This is a genomic window from Parendozoicomonas haliclonae (assembly GCF_900174585.1).
GTDB lineage: Bacteria > Pseudomonadota > Gammaproteobacteria > Pseudomonadales > Endozoicomonadaceae > Sansalvadorimonas > Sansalvadorimonas haliclonae.
Map to the genome: position 1 here is coordinate 91,605 of NZ_FWPT01000009.1, position 16,854 is coordinate 108,458.

Here is a 16,854-nt window from a genome sequence, read left to right on the forward strand (position 1 = left end):
CTCATACGGTGGGAAAAAGATAACTATAGGGATGCGGTGTTCAAATATGAAGGACTTCCTGCATGTTTTGGTACAACTACGACCTATACTGCGGGCTGCCTCTGTCGATGATCATGCGCTGGAGTCTGTGCATGCTGTTTGTAGAAATTCTCTCCTCTTATGCGTTCCTGCTCTGGCATATGATCTGGCCAATTACCCTGGGTTTTATTCTCGCCGGAGGGGTGCGCAGCTATGTCCCGACCCAAACCATCGTACATCGGCTGGGTAGCTCTCGCTCGGATGCCGGCCTGCTGGCCGCAGGTTTTGGGTTTGTGTCGTCTATTTGCAACTATGCGACTATCAGTGCCGGGCATTCGCTGGTTCTGAAAGGGGCCAGCTGGCCGAATGTATTGGTCTGTATGCTGGCGAGTACCAACCTGGGCATTACCATCCTGATTGCTATTGCCGGTTTCCTCGGTGGGGCCTTTCTCTCTGTACAGATTGTGACCGGATTGATCTGCCTGCTGGTCGTCTATCTGCTAAGCCCATTGTTTCGGTTGGGTAAGAACACTCCGAAGGCAGAAAAGGGCGATGGCATGATGATGAACCAGAGTCGTTGGCAGGATGCCTGTGACTATCTGCGTGGTGATCTTGATATGACCCGCAAGGATATTCTGGTGGGGTTACTGATTGCGGCATGTATCAGTGTGCTGGTTCCTGCCTCGGCGTGGACGCTGTTTTTTGAAACCGGCCCCGTTACCCCGTTTGCGGCATTGTGGAATGTGGTGGTTGGCAGTCTGATTGCCATTCTCACCTTTGGCTGTTCCATTGGTAATGTCACCGTGGCTGCAGTGATGTGGTGGCAGGGAGTGCCTGTAGCGGGAGTGATGGCCTATCTGCTGTCCGGGCTGTTAACCATTCCAATGTTGAAGGTCTCTTATCGTTATTACGGTGGAGGCCTGACTGTACGTTTGGCTGGAGCCATCTGGATAAGTATTGCTATTGCCTGCCTGATCACTGAATTGGGGCTGTCATACTGGCCGATTAAGCTGGCTCATACCCATATGACGCCAATGGCTGCGCATGTGGATTTGACCTTGATTCTAAATGTTTTGATCGGTGGTTTGGGGGCAGTGATGTATCGCCGTGGACAGCCCATGGATATGTGAACATTCCGGCTCAGGTTCGGTCTATATGATTTTGTGGGCTTTTGTAGGTGACAGCCGCATATTGTGCTGTTTTTTATGCATATTCTGCGTATATTGGCTCCAGGCAGTTGTTCATGGAAGCACAGCTGGATCCGGTCGTGCCGGCTCTTATAAAGCCCGGTGTACGGAAGCGTATCTATGGCATACAGTGAAGTTAAGAATGCGTAAGGGAGTGAGAACTGATGTCCCTGTGGACTCCTGATAGTTGGAAGAATCATACCGCCCTGCAAATGCCGGAATATCCGGATGCGGGTGTGCTGCAGGATGTAGAATCCCGCCTCAGTAAATTGCCGCCGCTGGTGTTTGCCGGCGAGGTGCGTGCGCTTACCGATCAGTTGGCGAAGGTCTCCCGTGGTGAAGCCTTTCTTCTGCAAGGGGGCGATTGCGCGGAAAGCTTTGCCGAATTCAGCGCGGTAAATATTCGCGATACGTTTAAAGTTTTAATGCAGATGGCGGTCGTGCTGACCTTTGGTGCCAGTCTGCCGGTGGTTAAGGTAGGGCGTCTGGCCGGGCAGTTTGCCAAGCCTCGCTCCAGCCCGACCGAAACCCGTGATGGTCTGGAGTTGCCGACTTATCGCGGAGATATCGTCAACAGTAATGAATTTACCCTGGCTGCCCGGGTGCCGGACCCGGAAAGGATGCTGGCTGTTTACCATCAGGCTGCGTCTACTCTGAACCTGCTGCGGGCGTTTGCCCAGGGTGGTCTGGCATCTCTTGAGCAGATTCATGCCTGGAATCTGGATTTTGTGAAGGCGACTCCAGAGTCGAAGCATTATCAGCAGATGGCAGACCGTATTGATGAAACTCTGGCCTTTATGCGGGCCTGTGGAATCACCGCCGAGAACAGCGCAGCGATTCGGGAAACCAGCTTCTACACCTCCCATGAGGCGCTGCTGCTGCCTTATGAGCAGGCGCTGACCCGTAAGGACAGTCTCACCGGTGACTGGTATGACTGTTCATCCCATATGCTCTGGATTGGCGACCGTACCCGTCAGCCGGAAGGCGCCCATGTAGAATTTATGCGTGGCGTTCATAACCCGGTAGGCATCAAGGCCGGTCCAAGCCTGCCTCCGGATGATCTGATTCGTCTGCTGGATATTCTGAACCCTGAGAATATTCCAGGTCGTGCCACTATTATCGTACGTATGGGAGCAGATAATGTGGAAGGGCATCTGCCGGCTCTGATCCGTGCCGTTCAGAAGGAAGGCCGCAATGTGGTCTGGAGTTCTGATCCAATGCACGGCAACACGATCACTGCCGGTAACTACAAGACCCGTGACGTCAGCAGTATCCTCAAGGAAGTGCGCAGCTTCTTTGCGGTTCATCGGGCTGAAGGAACCTATGCCGGTGGTGTGCACTTCGAGATGACCGGGCAGAACGTGACCGAGTGTATCGGTGGCAGTCACAAGGTGACCGAAGAAACCTTGAAAGAGCGTTATCGCACCCATTGTGATCCACGTATGAATGCCAGCCAGTCCCTGGAAATGGCGTTTCTGATTGCGGATACACTCAAGCAGTGTCGTAAGGATCAGCTGGGCGAATAACTCTGCTGTTCAACCTACAAAAAAGAGGCTGCGGCCTCTTTTTTATTATCCCTTCTATAGTGTGTGAACCCTGTTCCGGGAGCTGCACTTATGAGTCTTCGTGGTTTTAAAAATATTGCCGTCAGTTTATGGGCATGTGCGTTGCTATTGTCCCCTGTCTGTTTTGCCGGCTATGTGGAATGTTATGGCAGTCTGGCGGATGAGCTGTGTTTTCGGGTTTGTGAACATTCTGTCTGGAGTGTGGCAAAGCTGGAAACCCATACCGGTGAGGTCAAAGCGAAGGATGCTCACTCGTTTGTCGCCCGTGACCATTTTGGTTTAGGTCCCAAGGTGACGGTGACGCTGAAAAATGCGAGCAATGGTGAGCAGTGCGCCATGACCGTGGAAAAACACTCGCATCTGTGGCCAGAGTTTACCAAGGGGGTCTCGGTATCAAAGAACAGCTGTCAGAAAGAGGGGGCAACGAAAAGCGCGATACTGGATATCTGTCTGAGTGCTTCTATTGATGTGCTGTTTTCAGAGTTCAGGCGCTTTGATACCCGTGATGATGGGCATGGCCTGTGTGTCCGTGATGGTTTTCTTGTTCCGGAGTTTGATGATGGTACCGGCTCCGGTATCGTGACCTTCAATCCTGAAGGAGCGTCCTGCCCTGATCCTGAGTAACGTCGATGTTCGGGAAACATAATTCTTTTTTACTGGGCGACTAAACTGCTTACGCCTGATGAAAAAGGAGAAAAGTAATGTCCCAGATAAATCCGGCTATTGTCGCCAAGCTGAATGAGATTCTTGAACATGAGCTGGCTGGTGTTGTGCGTTATACCCATTACAGTTTTATGGTCTTCGGGTACAGCCGTATACCGATTGTTGGCTGGTTAAGAAGTTCTGCCAATGAAACACTGATGCATGCGCATCAGGCCGGAGAGATGATTACTCATCTTGGCGCTCATCCTTCACTGGGGATTGGCCGGATGCTGGAAACATCCCGTCACGATATCAAGGATATTATGGAAGAGTCGCTGGCGTTTGAGCGGGAAGGGGTAGAGCAGTATTACAGCCTGTTGGAACTGGTCACCAATGAGCATCAGTCTTCTACCATGGTGATGCTGGAAGAGTATGCCCGCACCCTGATTCAGGAAGAAGAACAGCATGTCGGTGATATCGACAAGATGCTGCGCAAGCCCGGAACACTGGAAAGTGTAATTGAGTAAAATAACAAAGCCCCGATTCTGAAGGGAACCGGGGCTTGTTTAGATATCGAGTATCAGAGCGTACTAAACGCCGTGAAAGGTACGCTTTTGACGCTGAATAGTTTCGATAATCGCCTTGGCGCTATCCTGGGCATCGGCAAACTCTTCCTTGGACAGTTGGCTAGTCACCTTCTGGAGAGGTTCCATCGCTGCCGAGAAGCCACCGGACAAAGCGACTGTCAGCCAGGCTGCCGCCTGCTGGAGATCCTGATTGTCTTCACTGTAGCGGGCGTGGAGCACACCCAGCAGAAACTGTGCCTGCGGGCTGCCCTGGAAAGCTGCCTGCCGTGACCAGTCCATCGCCATGTTCGGATCAATATCCGTACCCATCCCTTTGGCATAAGTCAGTGCCAGAACCAGCTGGGATTTCATATGGCCCTGTTCGCCGGCTTTGGTGAACCATTCCAGCGCCTTGTTGGGATCGGTTTCGACCAGGGTACCGCCGGAGCGGTACATCTGGCCCATCAGATACTGTGATTCGGCCAGCCCGTTATCCGCAGCCTTGCGGGTCCAGCCCAGCGCTTTCTGATAATCCTGTTCGATACCTTCACCGTGGGCGAACATAAGTGCGAGGTTATGTTGTGCGTGAACATGATCCTGTTCCGCAGCTTTGCTGTACCACTTAATGGCTCTTGGGTTGTCCTCTTTAACGCCCTGGCCCATATCGAGCATGACGGCCAGATTGTACTGGGAATCCGCATGGCCACCTTCGGCCGCCATCTTGAACCACTCAATAGCCTTGGTCTCATTCTTCTGAGTACCCAGGCCCTGGCTGTTCATTTGCCCCATCAGCCAGGCCGCTTCCACATTCCCTTTGGAGGCTGCAGCATGGCAACTCAGCAGAGCCTGGCTGTGGTCGTTATCCTGAAACTGGGATTGGCACTGGGCTGGGTCTCCCGCGTGGCTGTTGGCGCTGAGCAGGGTTCCACAGGTTGTCAGGGCGAGGATCAAACGCTTCATGTCTTACTTCCTTGTTGATGCCACATTGGTGCACAAGAGTGGGTGCATAACGATGAGCAGGGCTCCGGTAAGTAAGAGATTTCGGCCGGTGAACCAGAGGCTGAATGATTTTCTCGGTCAGCTCGGGGATTTGCTGGTTTTTCCCGGGTTTGGGCGTATCAGTAGAAAGGGCGTGGGTGAAAGGTCAAAAACAAGGCACGGTGGCGCATCTGCAGCCTGCTACCACAGATGCTTAATTAGGACGTGTCTGATGAGAAAGATCAGGCCCGGCAAGGCTTGCGCTGTGTTTGGCTCAGGGCCTGAGAGCGCGACTGGACCTGATAGATGCGCCGGAAGTATTCCGCTTCGATCTGGTGTTGTGTGAGATGGCCAAGCCGGACGCCAATACCCTGAAGATAAGCGACCATATGATTGAGTTTGGGTTTGCTCATGATGACTCCGGTAATATCCTTTACCTGTCTTCTGTTCCCGGCTTCCTGTCGGGGACTATAGGGATAGCACGTGCTGTGCCATAACAATCCCAACCTGTCGTCTTCTTTCCGGAAGGCGCTTCAGGCTGGCGATGGGGAGTATCGGGAATAATTATGACCATCCGGTGACAACAGGAAGATTTTTCCAGTTGTTACCTTCCGGAACCCGTGACTGACTGTATCGCGGTATAAACCGTTACTAAATGTCACAAAACTTCACCACGTTCAGGGTACAATGCCGATTCGTTACTCTCGCTTTACCCATCATAAGAAGTACATATGAGACACACTGTTTTTGATACGCCAGTTGTTAACCAGTTTTTTAATCTGGTCAGTTGGCTTGCACTGAAGTTGGCCGGCTGGAAAATTGAAGGTCAGGCACCGAATGCGCGCAAGTATGTCTTGATCGCTGCCCCCCATACCAGTAACTGGGATTTTCCCCTGACGCTGGCGATGGCCTTCCGTCTTAAGATCAAGGTGTTCTGGATGGGCAAGGCCTCTTTATTTAAAGGGCCAATGGGGCCAGTGATGCGCTGGCTGGGTGGAATACCTGTCGATCGTCGTCAGGCTAATGGTCTGGTGCAGCAGGTTGTGGATGAGTTTAACCGGTGCTGTGATCTGGTTGTGGCGATTCCGCCGGAAGGAACCCGCAGCAAGGTTCAGAAGTGGAAAAGCGGTTTTTACCATGTGGCCCATAACGCTCAGGTGCCGATTGCCCTAGGCTTCCTGGATTTCAAACGGAAAGTGGGCGGTATCGGTGAACTGTTTGAGCCGACCGGTAACTATGAAGTGGACCTGGAAACCATTCAGGCCTTCTACCGCGACATTATCGGCAAAAAGCCCCACCAGTTCTCCTGATCCAATAGGAAGGGTTCGTGTTATCGAACCCTCATCCTCAGCAAATAACGCATCCTTTGATCCATGCTCATGCTGAAATAATCATCATGCAGCAAAACATCCGGATTTTGTCGTTCAAAGTGGTAGAACCACTGGTTACGTCTGAGCTGTAATCCGTTGAATGATCTTATACGTTCCAGGATAAACAGATTTCTATCTGCGAATCGCTCAGAGTCTCGAACCGATTCTTCCTGAGCCGGCAGGCTGCGAGCCAATTCTTCCTCTGGTGTTTCATATTCATAACTGAGATCCCGCAATAACATGGGGTGAGCAGGTTTCGGTGCCACATCCTCTGTTGTTGGAGAATCAGTCACCGTTGGTGTGATGTTTTCCTCATCCTCTTCCCGTTCATGGGGATCGCTCTCGAAGGTCAGTTTGACTGGTGGCTTCAAAAACTCTTCTGGAACCTGAGGCTGGGAACGCATTGAGGGAAGAAAGCCAAGAAGGCAGGAAACTGCGCTCGATATGCCCAGGGCTACCTGGTCGGTGAGGCCGTTAATAAATAGATATAGGGCTGTTGTACCAAAGACGTTTTTTCCCGCTTCAAAATAGCTCCAGGGGTTGGCATTGCGATCAAGGAGATAGGTGCTGACCAGACTGTGACTGTGCCAGGTCAGGACAAGAGCCGTGCCGAATGATGCCAGATAGGCTGCTGTGCGGATACGCTTTACCAGTCGGGTATTCCAGGGAACCGTGGAGATATTGGATTCTGCCCTGTTCTGGCCAGGCTTGCCGGTGCGATCCGTCTTTATTGAAGCTGGAGAGATTCCCTGGAAATCATTCATGATGCGCTTCCCTGTCGGCATGAGTGTCTGGGTTAGACAGCTGCCAGAGCAGGGAGGCGGTAACCATATTGTTAGTCGTGGTGACTGTTTGCCGGCCTTATTGTGCGGCGGATGTCTTTACGGTCATGCTTTTGATAACAATGGCTTCGACGGGAACGTTCTGGTGCATGCCCTTGTTGCCGGTAGGGGCCAGCGCCATTTTGTCGATCACTTCCATGCCCTTGGTGACCTTGCCAAAGACGGCATAGCCTGGCTTGTAGGATTTGCCATCCAGGAAGGGGTTATCGACCAGATTGATAAAGAACTGGCTGGTGGCACTGTCCGGGTGCGGGGTACGCGCCATCGCAAGAGTACCGCGAGTGTTCAGCAGGCCGTTGGTGGACTCGTTCTTGATAGGCTGGTCAGTGTTTTTCTGATTCATATCCTCGGTAAAGCCACCGCCCTGAGCCATAAAGCCCGGGATGACACGATGGAAAATCGTACCGTTGTAAAAGCCTTTCTCTGCGTAGCTCAAAAAGTTTTTACTGGAGATGGGGGCTTTTTCTTCATTCAGTTCAATTTCAACGGAGCCAAGGTTGGTTTCCATGACTACGACCGGAGCAGCCATCAGTTGAAATGATAGAGTGGTAAGAGCCAGGCCGGCCAGTACCATAAATTTTTTAACCGGATTCATAGATCGTAATTGCTCCAGAAGGCAGGTTGGTATTTCATTCTGGTGTTGGAGCTTACGATTAACCGGCAGGCAATTCAAAAATCGGGATCAAATAAACGATTCAATCTCCCATTTTCCGAATGACTGTCAGCAATTATTCCTTATTGAAGAGATGGCCTTCTGCTTTTTATGGGTAGTATCAGTTGTGGGCAGTATCAGAAACCAGCAACGCCGGTTGGCCAGGCTGGTGAGTTTCCTTCTATTGAGCCGTGGCGGTTCACGTAATCAATGGCTTCTTCCATAATCTGCAAGCCTTCACGCAGTACCGACTCGTTCATATTCAGTGCTGGATAGAGCCGTATGGTATTCTCGCGGTCGCTGATCGCCCAGACTCCGTTGGCCAGCATTCGGCTGCGTACCGAGCGGGAAAACCACCAGTCATCCATATTCGGATCCGGACTACGGAAGTTAACACCAATCAGCAGGCCATTACTGCGTACCTGACTGACAATCTCATATTTCTCTTCCCAGGGTGTCATGAAATTACTGGCAACCCTGCCGAGGTAGGCGGCATTTTCCACCAGATTATAACGCTCATAAAGTTCCAGAGTTTTTAAACCTGCAGCGCAGCCCGCAGGTGTTCCGGCAAAAGTAGAGCCGGAGGCAAAATCATTATTGGCACCAAGAATATCGTCTCTGGCAGCTATTCCCGCACAGGGTTCAATACCGCCGGACAGATTCTTGCCTACTACGAGGATGTCCGGTTTCACCTGATAATGCTCTACGGCCCACATTTTTCCGGTCCGTCCCAGTCCTGTCAGAACTTCATCGGCAATCATCAGCCAGTCATGTTTGTCACAGATGCGGCGAATACCCTGCAGGAATTCAACGGAAGGAATCCAGTTACCCCCTTCGGCAAGTCCTGGTTCAACAATCACCCCGGCAATATTTTTTTTGGATGCAACACTGTTGGGAATTTGGTGTTCCAGATACCAGAGGCAATAGTCCACATATTGTTCACGGCTCATCCCAGCAGGTATCTGCTCGCTGTAAGGGTAGGGCGCGCGGATTACCCCGCCATTCCAGGCTTCCATATACGTGTCTCGGGTCTGGAAACCACTCAGAACTTTACCGGCCAGACTTTCCCCATGGAATGCTGAGCTAAACACAATGATATAGCGTCGTTTGGTATGGGTCAGAGCCAGGTGGATGGCAGACTCGGCCGCCTCGGTGCCGGAAACTTCATAGTTAAAGCGGTTAAGAGATGGGTGAGGCATGGTGGGTAACAGCTTTTCGGCCAGCTCGTAGCGCAGCGGGTGGTCGTAATGGAAACCATATTGCTGGTGGGCTTTGTGGACCGCCTCAATTACTTCCGGATGAGCATTACCGACCGGATTGGTGGCCCAGCCGTTCTGAAAATCAATAAATCGGTTGTCATCCATATCCCAGATGAAATCGCCCTTGGCACGGCTGATCACGATCTGAGAACCGCTACGGTGTCCTCGCTGCTCGGCTTGTTGGCGATCCTGCTCATAACGCAGACCATTTCGGAACAGCGGAATGCCCCGCTCCAGTACCCCCAGTGTTTTAGGGCCAGGCAGCTTGTAGCTCATGGATTACACCTTGTTATTGCTTTACCGAAAGTGCACGCAGGCTTGAGAGCCTGTTAATTTACAAGGACTCCATTCTAGCTTGAGTTTTTCGTCAGCATTTTATGATTGGCAATAATAATCTTCCCCCGTTGAATACCCGCGTGCGTTTGCCAGCTATGGCTGTTATCTGAATCGGAAAGCGGCCGCTGATAAGTTGTTCTGCAGGCTTAGGAATTGTCAGGAGATCATCTGTTGGTTTGTGCCGCTAAATAGTTTTAGCGGCACTGGCAGGCCATCCATGGCCTTGAATACGTAGGGCTCTACGCCAATCTGAAGGTAGGGTTTACTGATGCCAAACTCAGGCGTTTTCGATCAAACGAATACCATCTTTATCTATAGTAATCTTCTTTTGTTTGTAGAGTCCGCCAATGGCCATCTTGAACACCCGCTTGCTGGTCTTGAAGAATCGGCCGATCTCTTCCGGCGCGCTCTTGTCGTGCAAAGGCAGGAAGCCATCATTCTCTTTTAGCCTGGCAATGATCTGGTCACTGAAGTCTGTGGACTTGAAGTCATAGGGCTTGTTCAGGGTCAGATCGATCTTCTTGTCGTCCCGCACCCGCTTGATATAACCGGTCAGCTTTTGGCCGATGCGTACCGGCTGGTGGATATCGTTCTGGAAGATCACACCCTGATGGCGGTTATTAATAATCGCCATATAACCAATATCGGTTTTATCAAAGATCAGCAGATCGACGGTCTGACCGTTTTTATAACGGCCCGGACGCGGATCCAGGAACTTATCCAGTTTGGAAGAGGCCACTATCCGGAAGTTACGCTGTTCTTGATACAGGTAAACAACATAGTACTGGCCTTCGCGCATCCGCATTTTCTGCTCGCTGAATGGCACCAGCAACTGCTTCGGCAGACCCCAGTCCAGAAACGCGCCAATCTGATTCACTTCGACAGCTTTCAGGCCGGCAAACTGACCCAGCTCTGCCTTCGGAGTTTCAGTGGTGGCGATAACATCATCATTGGAATCCAGATAGATGAAGACATTCACTTCATCACCGATCTTGCTGCCTTCGGGAACGTAACGCTTGGGCAGCAGGATATCGACATACTGCCCGCCTTCCAGAAAGACACCAAACGGCTTTTCCCGAATGATCTTCAGGGTATTCCAGTGGCCGATACGCACATGCAGGTTGTTGGTGCGTTCACTTTGGCCGTCGGCGGGTTGATTGTGATCCTGGTCTTTCATAATGACACTGGGCTGAGAAAATTGGGCGCGGATTATATCACCTCAATCGTTCTCAGTCGTTCTTCTGTGTAGCAATGGGTTGTTCTGCAGCTGTTGCAGGGCATAGTCACCGTCAAACTGAGTTGTGCGATGGTTGATGGTCCGATACCAGGAGACGGCAATAGCAATCGCCAGACAGCTGAACGATAGCCACATATACGGCAGATAGCTTAGGGTGCTGACGCCAAGAATACCGGCCATAAAGGTACCGTTGTCACTCCACGGCACCATACCTGAGGTCAGGGTGCCACCAAACTCGGTGTTGCGGGACAGCAAACGACGGTCAGCTCCCAGCTTGTCGCTGGTTTCTGAAAGCAGTTTAGGGGTAAGGATCAGAGAGACATACATGGCACTGCCAAGCAGGTTGCCGAGAAAGGCCGTGAGCAGTGTGCAGTTGGTCAGACGACTTTCGTTGGTGACATAGCTCTGCAGATGATTCGCCAGCAGCTGAACGATCCCCACCTTAACCAGCAGGCTGCCAAACCCCAGCCCGAAAATAATCATCGCCACCGAGGGCATAATCGAAAGAATACCGCCCCGGTTCAGCAACCGGTCAGTAAAGGCGTGGCCGGTTTCAATGGCTGGGATATCCCACAGGCTCCCCAGTGCGGTAATCAGGTTAGTGTCCTGAAAGTAGATGGCATAGCCAACACCCAACAGGGCTCCCAGGGATATCACCGGGAAGGCGGGGGCGCGCAAAGCCAGCATGCCCATAACAAGCAGAGGTGGCAGGAAAATCAGTGGGGAGAGGACGAAGTATTCATTCAGCAGACGGGTCAGAGTCTGAATATGTTCCAGAGTATGACCGCTGCTATGGTTCAGGCCGACGATGGTAAACATCACCAGCGTGATCAGGTAGGCTGACAGGCTGATCGGCAGCATGGCTTTTATATGGCTGCGAATTTCCACGCCGCTCATGGAGGAAGCCAGTAGAACGCTGTCAGATAAGGGTGAAAGCTTGTCGCCGAAGTAAACACCGGAAAGCACGGCTCCTGCCACCAGGGCCGGGTCCATCCCGAAGCCTTCACCGATGCCCATCATGGCAATGCCGGCTGTACCGGCTGCTCCCCAGGATGTTCCCGTTGCCAAAGCGGTAATAGAGCAGATGATCAGCGTGGTAGGCAGGAAGAAGCTGGGGCTGATCAGCTGCAGACCGTAATAGATCAGACCGGGAACAATGCCGCCGACAATCCAGGTGCCGATCATGGCGCCCACCGCAAAAAGGATCAGAAGTGCAGGCATACCTTCAAAGATGCCAAAGGCGGCCGCTTCTTCCAGATCCCGGTAGGTGCAGCCCAGATACATACCCAGCCCGATAATCACAAACCAGCCGATAAACAGCGCCAGCATGACCGGCAGATGGAGCAGGGTGGTAAAGCTGAAAGCCATGGTCAGAAACAGGCCCAGCACCAGAAGTGTTTGCAGTAGCGTGGGTGGTTTTGCGGTTCTCATCATGCCTCTCCTTCCGTAAAGACTTGAAATGAGTCGCATGATGGCGGTCAGAACGTTTGTCACCCGGGCAATACAACTCCAAGGTGAAACAGTATTGGTGATCAGGCATCAGCCTGCCAGTGGCTACGCCCGGATTGTTAGTGATACTGACAGCCGGGTCGCCAGACTGTTAGTGAAGCTGTCAGCCCGGTTATGGACGTTGGGAAAGGAAGAGAAGAGGTTGGAGGGGAATCACCAGAGAGGCGGTTTAGAAAACCGCCAGACCTGTCTTTTCAACAAAGGTTTTCAGCGCCTGCATGCCAGGCAGTGAGTTACCTTTCTTGCCCAGTTCCGGGCTCCAGACGCAGATCGACATCTTGCCCGGTACAGTCGCGACAATCCCGCCACCGACACCGCTCTTGCAGGGCAGGCCGACATGAAAGGCAAACTCGCCGGCTTCATCGTAGGTGCCGCAGGTCATCATCAGAGTGTTGATCCGGCGGGCCTGCAGTGGCGAGACCACCCGCTCGTCACGGAACGGGTGCTGTCCTTCCATGGCCAGAAAGCGGCTGGCCCGGGCCAGATCCAGGCAGCTCATATTCAGGGAACACTGATAGAAGTAGAAATCCAGTACCTGAGCGATCGGATGCTTGATATTGCCAAAGCTGTACAGATAGTGGGCCAGGGCCGCATTACGGTGGCCGGTGTCGTATTCGGAGCGGAACACCTGCTCGTCATACTGGAGGTCCAGATTGCCGGACAGCGCCCGCATATAATCGAGGAAGTCCTGCTTGGGTGAGCCTAAGTGGCCCAGCAGTACATCGGCAATCACCAGCGCACCGGCGTTGATAAACGGATTACGGGGAATGCCGTTCTCGCTCTCCAGCTGGGACAGCGAGTTGAACGGGTTGCCGGAGGGCTCAACACCGACCCGCTTGAATACCCTCTCGCCGGCATAGTGCATCGCCAGGCTGAGGGTAAACAGCTTCGAGATACTCTGAATGGAGAAGCCTTCTTCAGCATCACCGATGACATAATCACGCCCATCCACGGTACTGATAGCCATACCGAACTTGTCCGACGGAATCTCAGCCAGAGCGGGAATGTAATCAGCCTGTTTGCCCTTACCCTGGTAAGGTGCAATGGCGGCAGGCAAAGAGCCAAGAATGGATGCGAAGTCAGTCATGTATATCCGGACTGGGATTTACGGGGCGGTAAGGTTACGTTTGGCGTAAAGTGAAATCAATTGGTCGGAGTAGTGGTTTTCCGTAGTGGAGAAGTGTGCGTTTTTGCCGTATTGCATTCCCACTGGACAGCCATTACTATGCGTGTCCATAGAAGTCAGCTCCCTGAATATACCGGCTGTTTCCCGTCCCGATACTCGGACTGGTCACAGCGCTCTGTTGCGAGTCGAGCCGATTTCAGCAGCCTGTGAAGGTTACAGGCTGAAGTATGAACGAATGTGAAATGGGCCTTGGATTACTGTAACAGACAGGTGTGGGCACTTTGCTCCTCAATATCACGCCGCTTTGTTATCCACTGCATTATCAGTACGCAGGGATTGAACAAAGGGCTGCCGGCATCCGAATCCCATCTGCATCAAGACTTACCGATTAACTGACTGTTTGAACCTGTCCAGCTGACCGACAAGCCGAAGGCTTTTGTTCGTGCTGGCTACAACTTCCGGGTTGTCCGGGCAGTCTTTAGGCTGACCATTTTTCTTTACAAAAAACTGAAAATGGTTTGCGAAATACTTAAGGATGGACGACTTTCAATAGCCAGTGTTTGGCTTGTTTCGACAGGATCGTCCGCTTTTTCAAACTTCTACAGGCGCGCTTTTTCATGCCAGAAACCCAGATCGAAACGATTACCGCTTTTGACCAGCTTCCTTTATCAGATGCCATTCTGCGTGCGGTCAGTGATGTCGGCTATGAAACCCCATCACCGATTCAGGCCCGCAGTATCCCGCATCTGCTGGAAGGGCGGGACCTGCTCGGTCTGGCCCAGACTGGTACCGGTAAGACGGCGGCATTTGCTCTGCCGACCCTGTCCCGTATCGATGTAACCAACAGCGATACTCAGGTACTGGTGCTGTGCCCGACCCGTGAACTGGCTATCCAGGTAGCCGAAGCCTGCCAGACCTACGCCAAGTATCTGCCGAGCTTCCACGTACTGCCAATCTACGGCGGTCAGGATATGCGTGGCCAGCTGCGCGGTCTGCACCGTGGTGCCCAGGTGGTTGTAGGCACCCCTGGTCGTGTAATGGACCACCTGCGTCGTGGCAGTCTGAAACTGGACAGCCTGAAGACCGTGGTTCTGGACGAAGCCGACGAAATGCTGCGCATGGGCTTTGTTGACGATATCGAGTGGATCCTGGATCACACTCCTAAGAGCCGTCAGACTGCACTGTTCTCTGCCACCATGCCACCGGCGATCCGTCGCATTGCAGATACCTATCTGCAGGATCCGGTATCTGTTGAAATTCGTGCCAAGACCACCACTGTTGCCACCATCACCCAGAAGGTGTGGATGGCCAGCGGCCTGCACAAGCTGGACGCACTGACCCGTATTCTGGAAGTCGAAGATTTCGACGCCATGATCATCTTTGTGCGTACCCGTTCTGCCACTGTGGAACTGGCTGAAAAGCTGGAAGCCCGTGGTTTCTCTGCAGCAGCCCTGAATGGCGATATGAGTCAGGCTCTGCGTGAGAAGATGGTTGATCGTCTGAAGAAAGGTTCTCTGGACATCCTGATCGCGACTGACGTTGCGGCTCGTGGTCTGGACGTTGAGCGTATCAGCCACGTTGTTAACTACGATATCCCGAACGATACCGAAGCTTACGTTCACCGTATCGGTCGTACCGGTCGTGCTGGTCGTCAGGGTACTGCGATCCTGTTCGCGGCTCCGCGCGAGCGTCGTATGCTGCGCGCTATCGAACACGCCACTCGTCAGAAGATCGAACCGATGCGTCTGCCGACTCAGCGTGACGTGCGCGACATTCGTATCAAGAACTTCAAGGAGCAGCTGGCCTGTATCCTCGGCAACGAAGATCTGTCCCAGTACCGTGAAGTTGTGAACGAAATGATTCAGGAGCAGGCCATCGAGATGGAAGATGCGGCTGCAGCCCTGTGCTACATGGCTCAGAAAGAGCGTCCGTTCCCGGATGGTAACGAGCCAGAGCCGCGTCAGTGGGAAGATCGTGGTGACCGTGGCGATCGCGGTGAGCGTGGTGAACGTCGCGGCCGTCGTGGCGATGACCGTGAAGATCCTCGCAATATCGGCAAGAAGCGCTACCGTATCGGCGTTGGCCGTGAGCACGGTGTAAGCCCTGGCGAAATCGTAGGTGCACTCGCGAACGAAGGTGGTATCTCTGGCCGCGATATCGGTCATATCCGTCTGTTCGACAAGTTCTCCACTGTTTACCTGCCGGAAACTCTGGGTCAGGACGTGCTGAGCACCATGAGCGAAATCTCCATCCGCAACCAGGTGATTGGTCTGCGCGAATGGCGTGAAAACCCTGAAGGTGGCCGCGGTGGTCGTGGTGGCTTCGGTGGTGAACGTGGTGATCGCGGCGAACGTCGTGGTGGCCGTGGTGGCTTTGGCGGTGATCGTAATGATCGTGGTGGCGAGCGTCGCAGAAGCTTCAGCGACCGTGGTGAGCGCGGTGGTCGTGATGATCGTGGCGACCGTCCACGTCGTGCCCCGCGTCGCAATGATGATAACCGTGGCAACGAATAAGCCAACGATTGATCATCCGCTTTTCGCTGGATAAAAAGAAGGGAGCCACTGGCTCCCTTCTTTTTTGACCTTCAATTGCATTTCATCGGGTCAGGTCGCTTACTGTGCTCAGGCAGCGCAATAAGACTTGGCGATGGCCGCACCCAGACGTGCGTTGTTTAGAACCAGCTCAATGTTGGATTCCAGACTGTCACCACCGGTCAGCTCCTTAACACGAGATAGCAGGAATGGAGTGGACTCCTTGCCCTTCACGCCCTGTTCGTCCAGTTCACGCAGTGCCTGTTCAATCGCAGGATCGATCAGATCGCGGGACATGGAGAACTGTTCCGGAATCGGGTTGGCAACTACCATGCCGCCCTTCAGATTCATTTCCCACTTGGCCTTCATGGCGCCAGCGATCTCTTCGGCGGTATCCAGCTGGTAATCCACACCGAAGTCACTTTCGCGATTGTAGAAAGCAGGCATAACCTTGGTCTGATAACCAATAACCGGAACACCGTTGGTTTCCAGGTATTCCAGAGTCAGACCGATATCCAGGATGGACTTGCAGCCCGCACAGACAACGGCAACGTCAGTGTTGGCCAGCTCCTGCAGGTCAGCAGAGATATCGAAGGTGGTTTCCGCGCCGCGATGCACACCACCGATACCACCGGTTGCGAACACTTTAACGCCGGCCATGGCAGCGATCATCATGGTGGTGGCAACAGTGGTGGCACCATCCATCTTCTTGCTGATGATAACCGGCATATCACGACGGCTGGTCTTGGTGATTGCCAGGCCGGTCTTGCCCAGATATTCGATTTCTTCGTGGGTCAGGCCCACTTTCAGACGACCACCGATAATGGCGATAGTGGCCGGGATTGCGCCATTTTCACGGATGGTTTCTTCTACCTTCAGGGCGGTAGTGACGTTGTCCGGGTAAGGCATGCCGTGGGAAATGATGGTGGATTCCAGGGCAACGACCGGCTGGTTGGCTTCCAGGGCGGCTTTAACTTCCGGGTGGATATCGAGATATGCGTTCATGGTTTTCTATCCGTGGGTGAACGAGTTAAAA

General features: G+C 52.9%; 15 protein-coding genes. 7 read left to right on the forward strand and 8 right to left on the reverse strand.

The genetic code is table 11. From position 1 onward, the window contains the following. Positions 1-62 precede the first annotated feature (62 nt). The 4 genes from EHSB41UT_RS18235 to EHSB41UT_RS18250 all read left to right on the forward strand — a co-directional run bounded on the left by EHSB41UT_RS18235 (position 63) and on the right by EHSB41UT_RS18250 (position 3,939). Positions 63-1,148, forward strand: coding sequence for a permease (locus EHSB41UT_RS18235; RefSeq protein WP_087112292.1), 1,086 nt, complete (start codon positions 63-65; stop codon positions 1,146-1,148). A gap of 221 nt (positions 1,149-1,369) precedes the next feature. Further along, a complete protein-coding gene (locus tag EHSB41UT_RS18240; RefSeq protein WP_207626697.1) occupies positions 1,370-2,731 on the forward strand; it encodes a class II 3-deoxy-7-phosphoheptulonate synthase in 1,362 nt (453 codons plus the stop codon). A 90-nt stretch (positions 2,732-2,821) separates the two neighbouring features. Next, the gene (locus EHSB41UT_RS18245; protein WP_087112294.1) at positions 2,822-3,394 is read left to right on the forward strand and encodes a hypothetical protein; all 573 of its coding nucleotides are present in this window, start codon (positions 2,822-2,824) and stop codon (positions 3,392-3,394) included. A gap of 77 nt (positions 3,395-3,471) precedes the next feature. Next, positions 3,472-3,939, forward strand: coding sequence for a ferritin-like domain-containing protein (locus tag EHSB41UT_RS18250; protein ID WP_087112295.1), 468 nt, complete (start codon positions 3,472-3,474; stop codon positions 3,937-3,939). A 63-nt stretch (positions 3,940-4,002) separates the two neighbouring features. On the opposite strand, the gene EHSB41UT_RS18255 is transcribed toward EHSB41UT_RS18250, so the two are convergent. Continuing rightward, positions 4,003-4,938, reverse strand: coding sequence for a tetratricopeptide repeat protein (locus EHSB41UT_RS18255; protein ID WP_087112296.1), 936 nt, complete (start codon positions 4,936-4,938; stop codon positions 4,003-4,005). A gap of 287 nt (positions 4,939-5,225) precedes the next feature. Between EHSB41UT_RS18255 and EHSB41UT_RS18260 the strand changes: the two genes are divergently transcribed. After that, the gene (locus tag EHSB41UT_RS18260) at positions 5,226-5,453 is read left to right on the forward strand and encodes a hypothetical protein (RefSeq protein ID WP_087112297.1); all 228 of its coding nucleotides are present in this window, start codon (positions 5,226-5,228) and stop codon (positions 5,451-5,453) included. A 234-nt stretch (positions 5,454-5,687) separates the two neighbouring features. Then, complete coding sequence (locus EHSB41UT_RS18265) at positions 5,688-6,266, forward strand: lysophospholipid acyltransferase family protein (protein ID WP_087112298.1); 579 nt, start codon at positions 5,688-5,690, stop codon at positions 6,264-6,266. 20 nt (positions 6,267-6,286) lie between these two features. Here the strand turns inward: EHSB41UT_RS18265 and EHSB41UT_RS18270 are convergent, their stop codons facing one another. The 6 genes from EHSB41UT_RS18270 to EHSB41UT_RS18295 all read right to left on the reverse strand — a co-directional run bounded on the left by EHSB41UT_RS18270 (position 6,287) and on the right by EHSB41UT_RS18295 (position 13,248). Then, entirely contained in the window at positions 6,287-7,090 is an 804-nt protein-coding gene (locus tag EHSB41UT_RS18270; protein WP_087112299.1) for a hypothetical protein, read from the reverse strand. Positions 7,091-7,187: 97 nt separating this feature from the next. Next, positions 7,188-7,763, reverse strand: coding sequence for a peptidylprolyl isomerase (locus tag EHSB41UT_RS18275; protein ID WP_087112300.1), 576 nt, complete (start codon positions 7,761-7,763; stop codon positions 7,188-7,190). Between the two features lie 194 nt (positions 7,764-7,957). Further along, entirely contained in the window at positions 7,958-9,355 is a 1,398-nt protein-coding gene (locus EHSB41UT_RS18280; RefSeq protein WP_087112301.1) for an aspartate aminotransferase family protein, read from the reverse strand. Between the two features lie 337 nt (positions 9,356-9,692). Further along, the gene (locus tag EHSB41UT_RS18285) at positions 9,693-10,592 is read right to left on the reverse strand and encodes a CvfB family protein (RefSeq protein ID WP_087112302.1); all 900 of its coding nucleotides are present in this window, start codon (positions 10,590-10,592) and stop codon (positions 9,693-9,695) included. A 42-nt stretch (positions 10,593-10,634) separates the two neighbouring features. Further along, positions 10,635-12,086 (reverse strand): Na+/H+ antiporter NhaC, encoded by a 1,452-nt coding sequence (nhaC, locus tag EHSB41UT_RS18290; protein WP_165767318.1) that lies wholly within the window; start codon positions 12,084-12,086, stop codon positions 10,635-10,637. A 244-nt stretch (positions 12,087-12,330) separates the two neighbouring features. Continuing rightward, positions 12,331-13,248 (reverse strand): glutaminase, encoded by a 918-nt coding sequence (locus tag EHSB41UT_RS18295; protein WP_087112304.1) that lies wholly within the window; start codon positions 13,246-13,248, stop codon positions 12,331-12,333. A 656-nt stretch (positions 13,249-13,904) separates the two neighbouring features. Here EHSB41UT_RS18295 and EHSB41UT_RS18300 point away from each other — a divergent pair. Then, on the forward strand, positions 13,905-15,800 hold the full coding sequence (locus tag EHSB41UT_RS18300) for a DEAD/DEAH box helicase (protein ID WP_087112305.1): 1,896 nt from the start codon (positions 13,905-13,907) through the stop codon (positions 15,798-15,800). 108 nt (positions 15,801-15,908) lie between these two features. On the opposite strand, the gene EHSB41UT_RS18305 is transcribed toward EHSB41UT_RS18300, so the two are convergent. Further along, positions 15,909-16,823: a pseudouridine-5'-phosphate glycosidase gene (locus tag EHSB41UT_RS18305; protein ID WP_087112306.1), complete on the reverse strand. Its 915-nt coding sequence runs from the start codon at positions 16,821-16,823 to the stop codon at positions 15,909-15,911. Between the last annotated feature and the right edge of the window lie 31 nt (positions 16,824-16,854).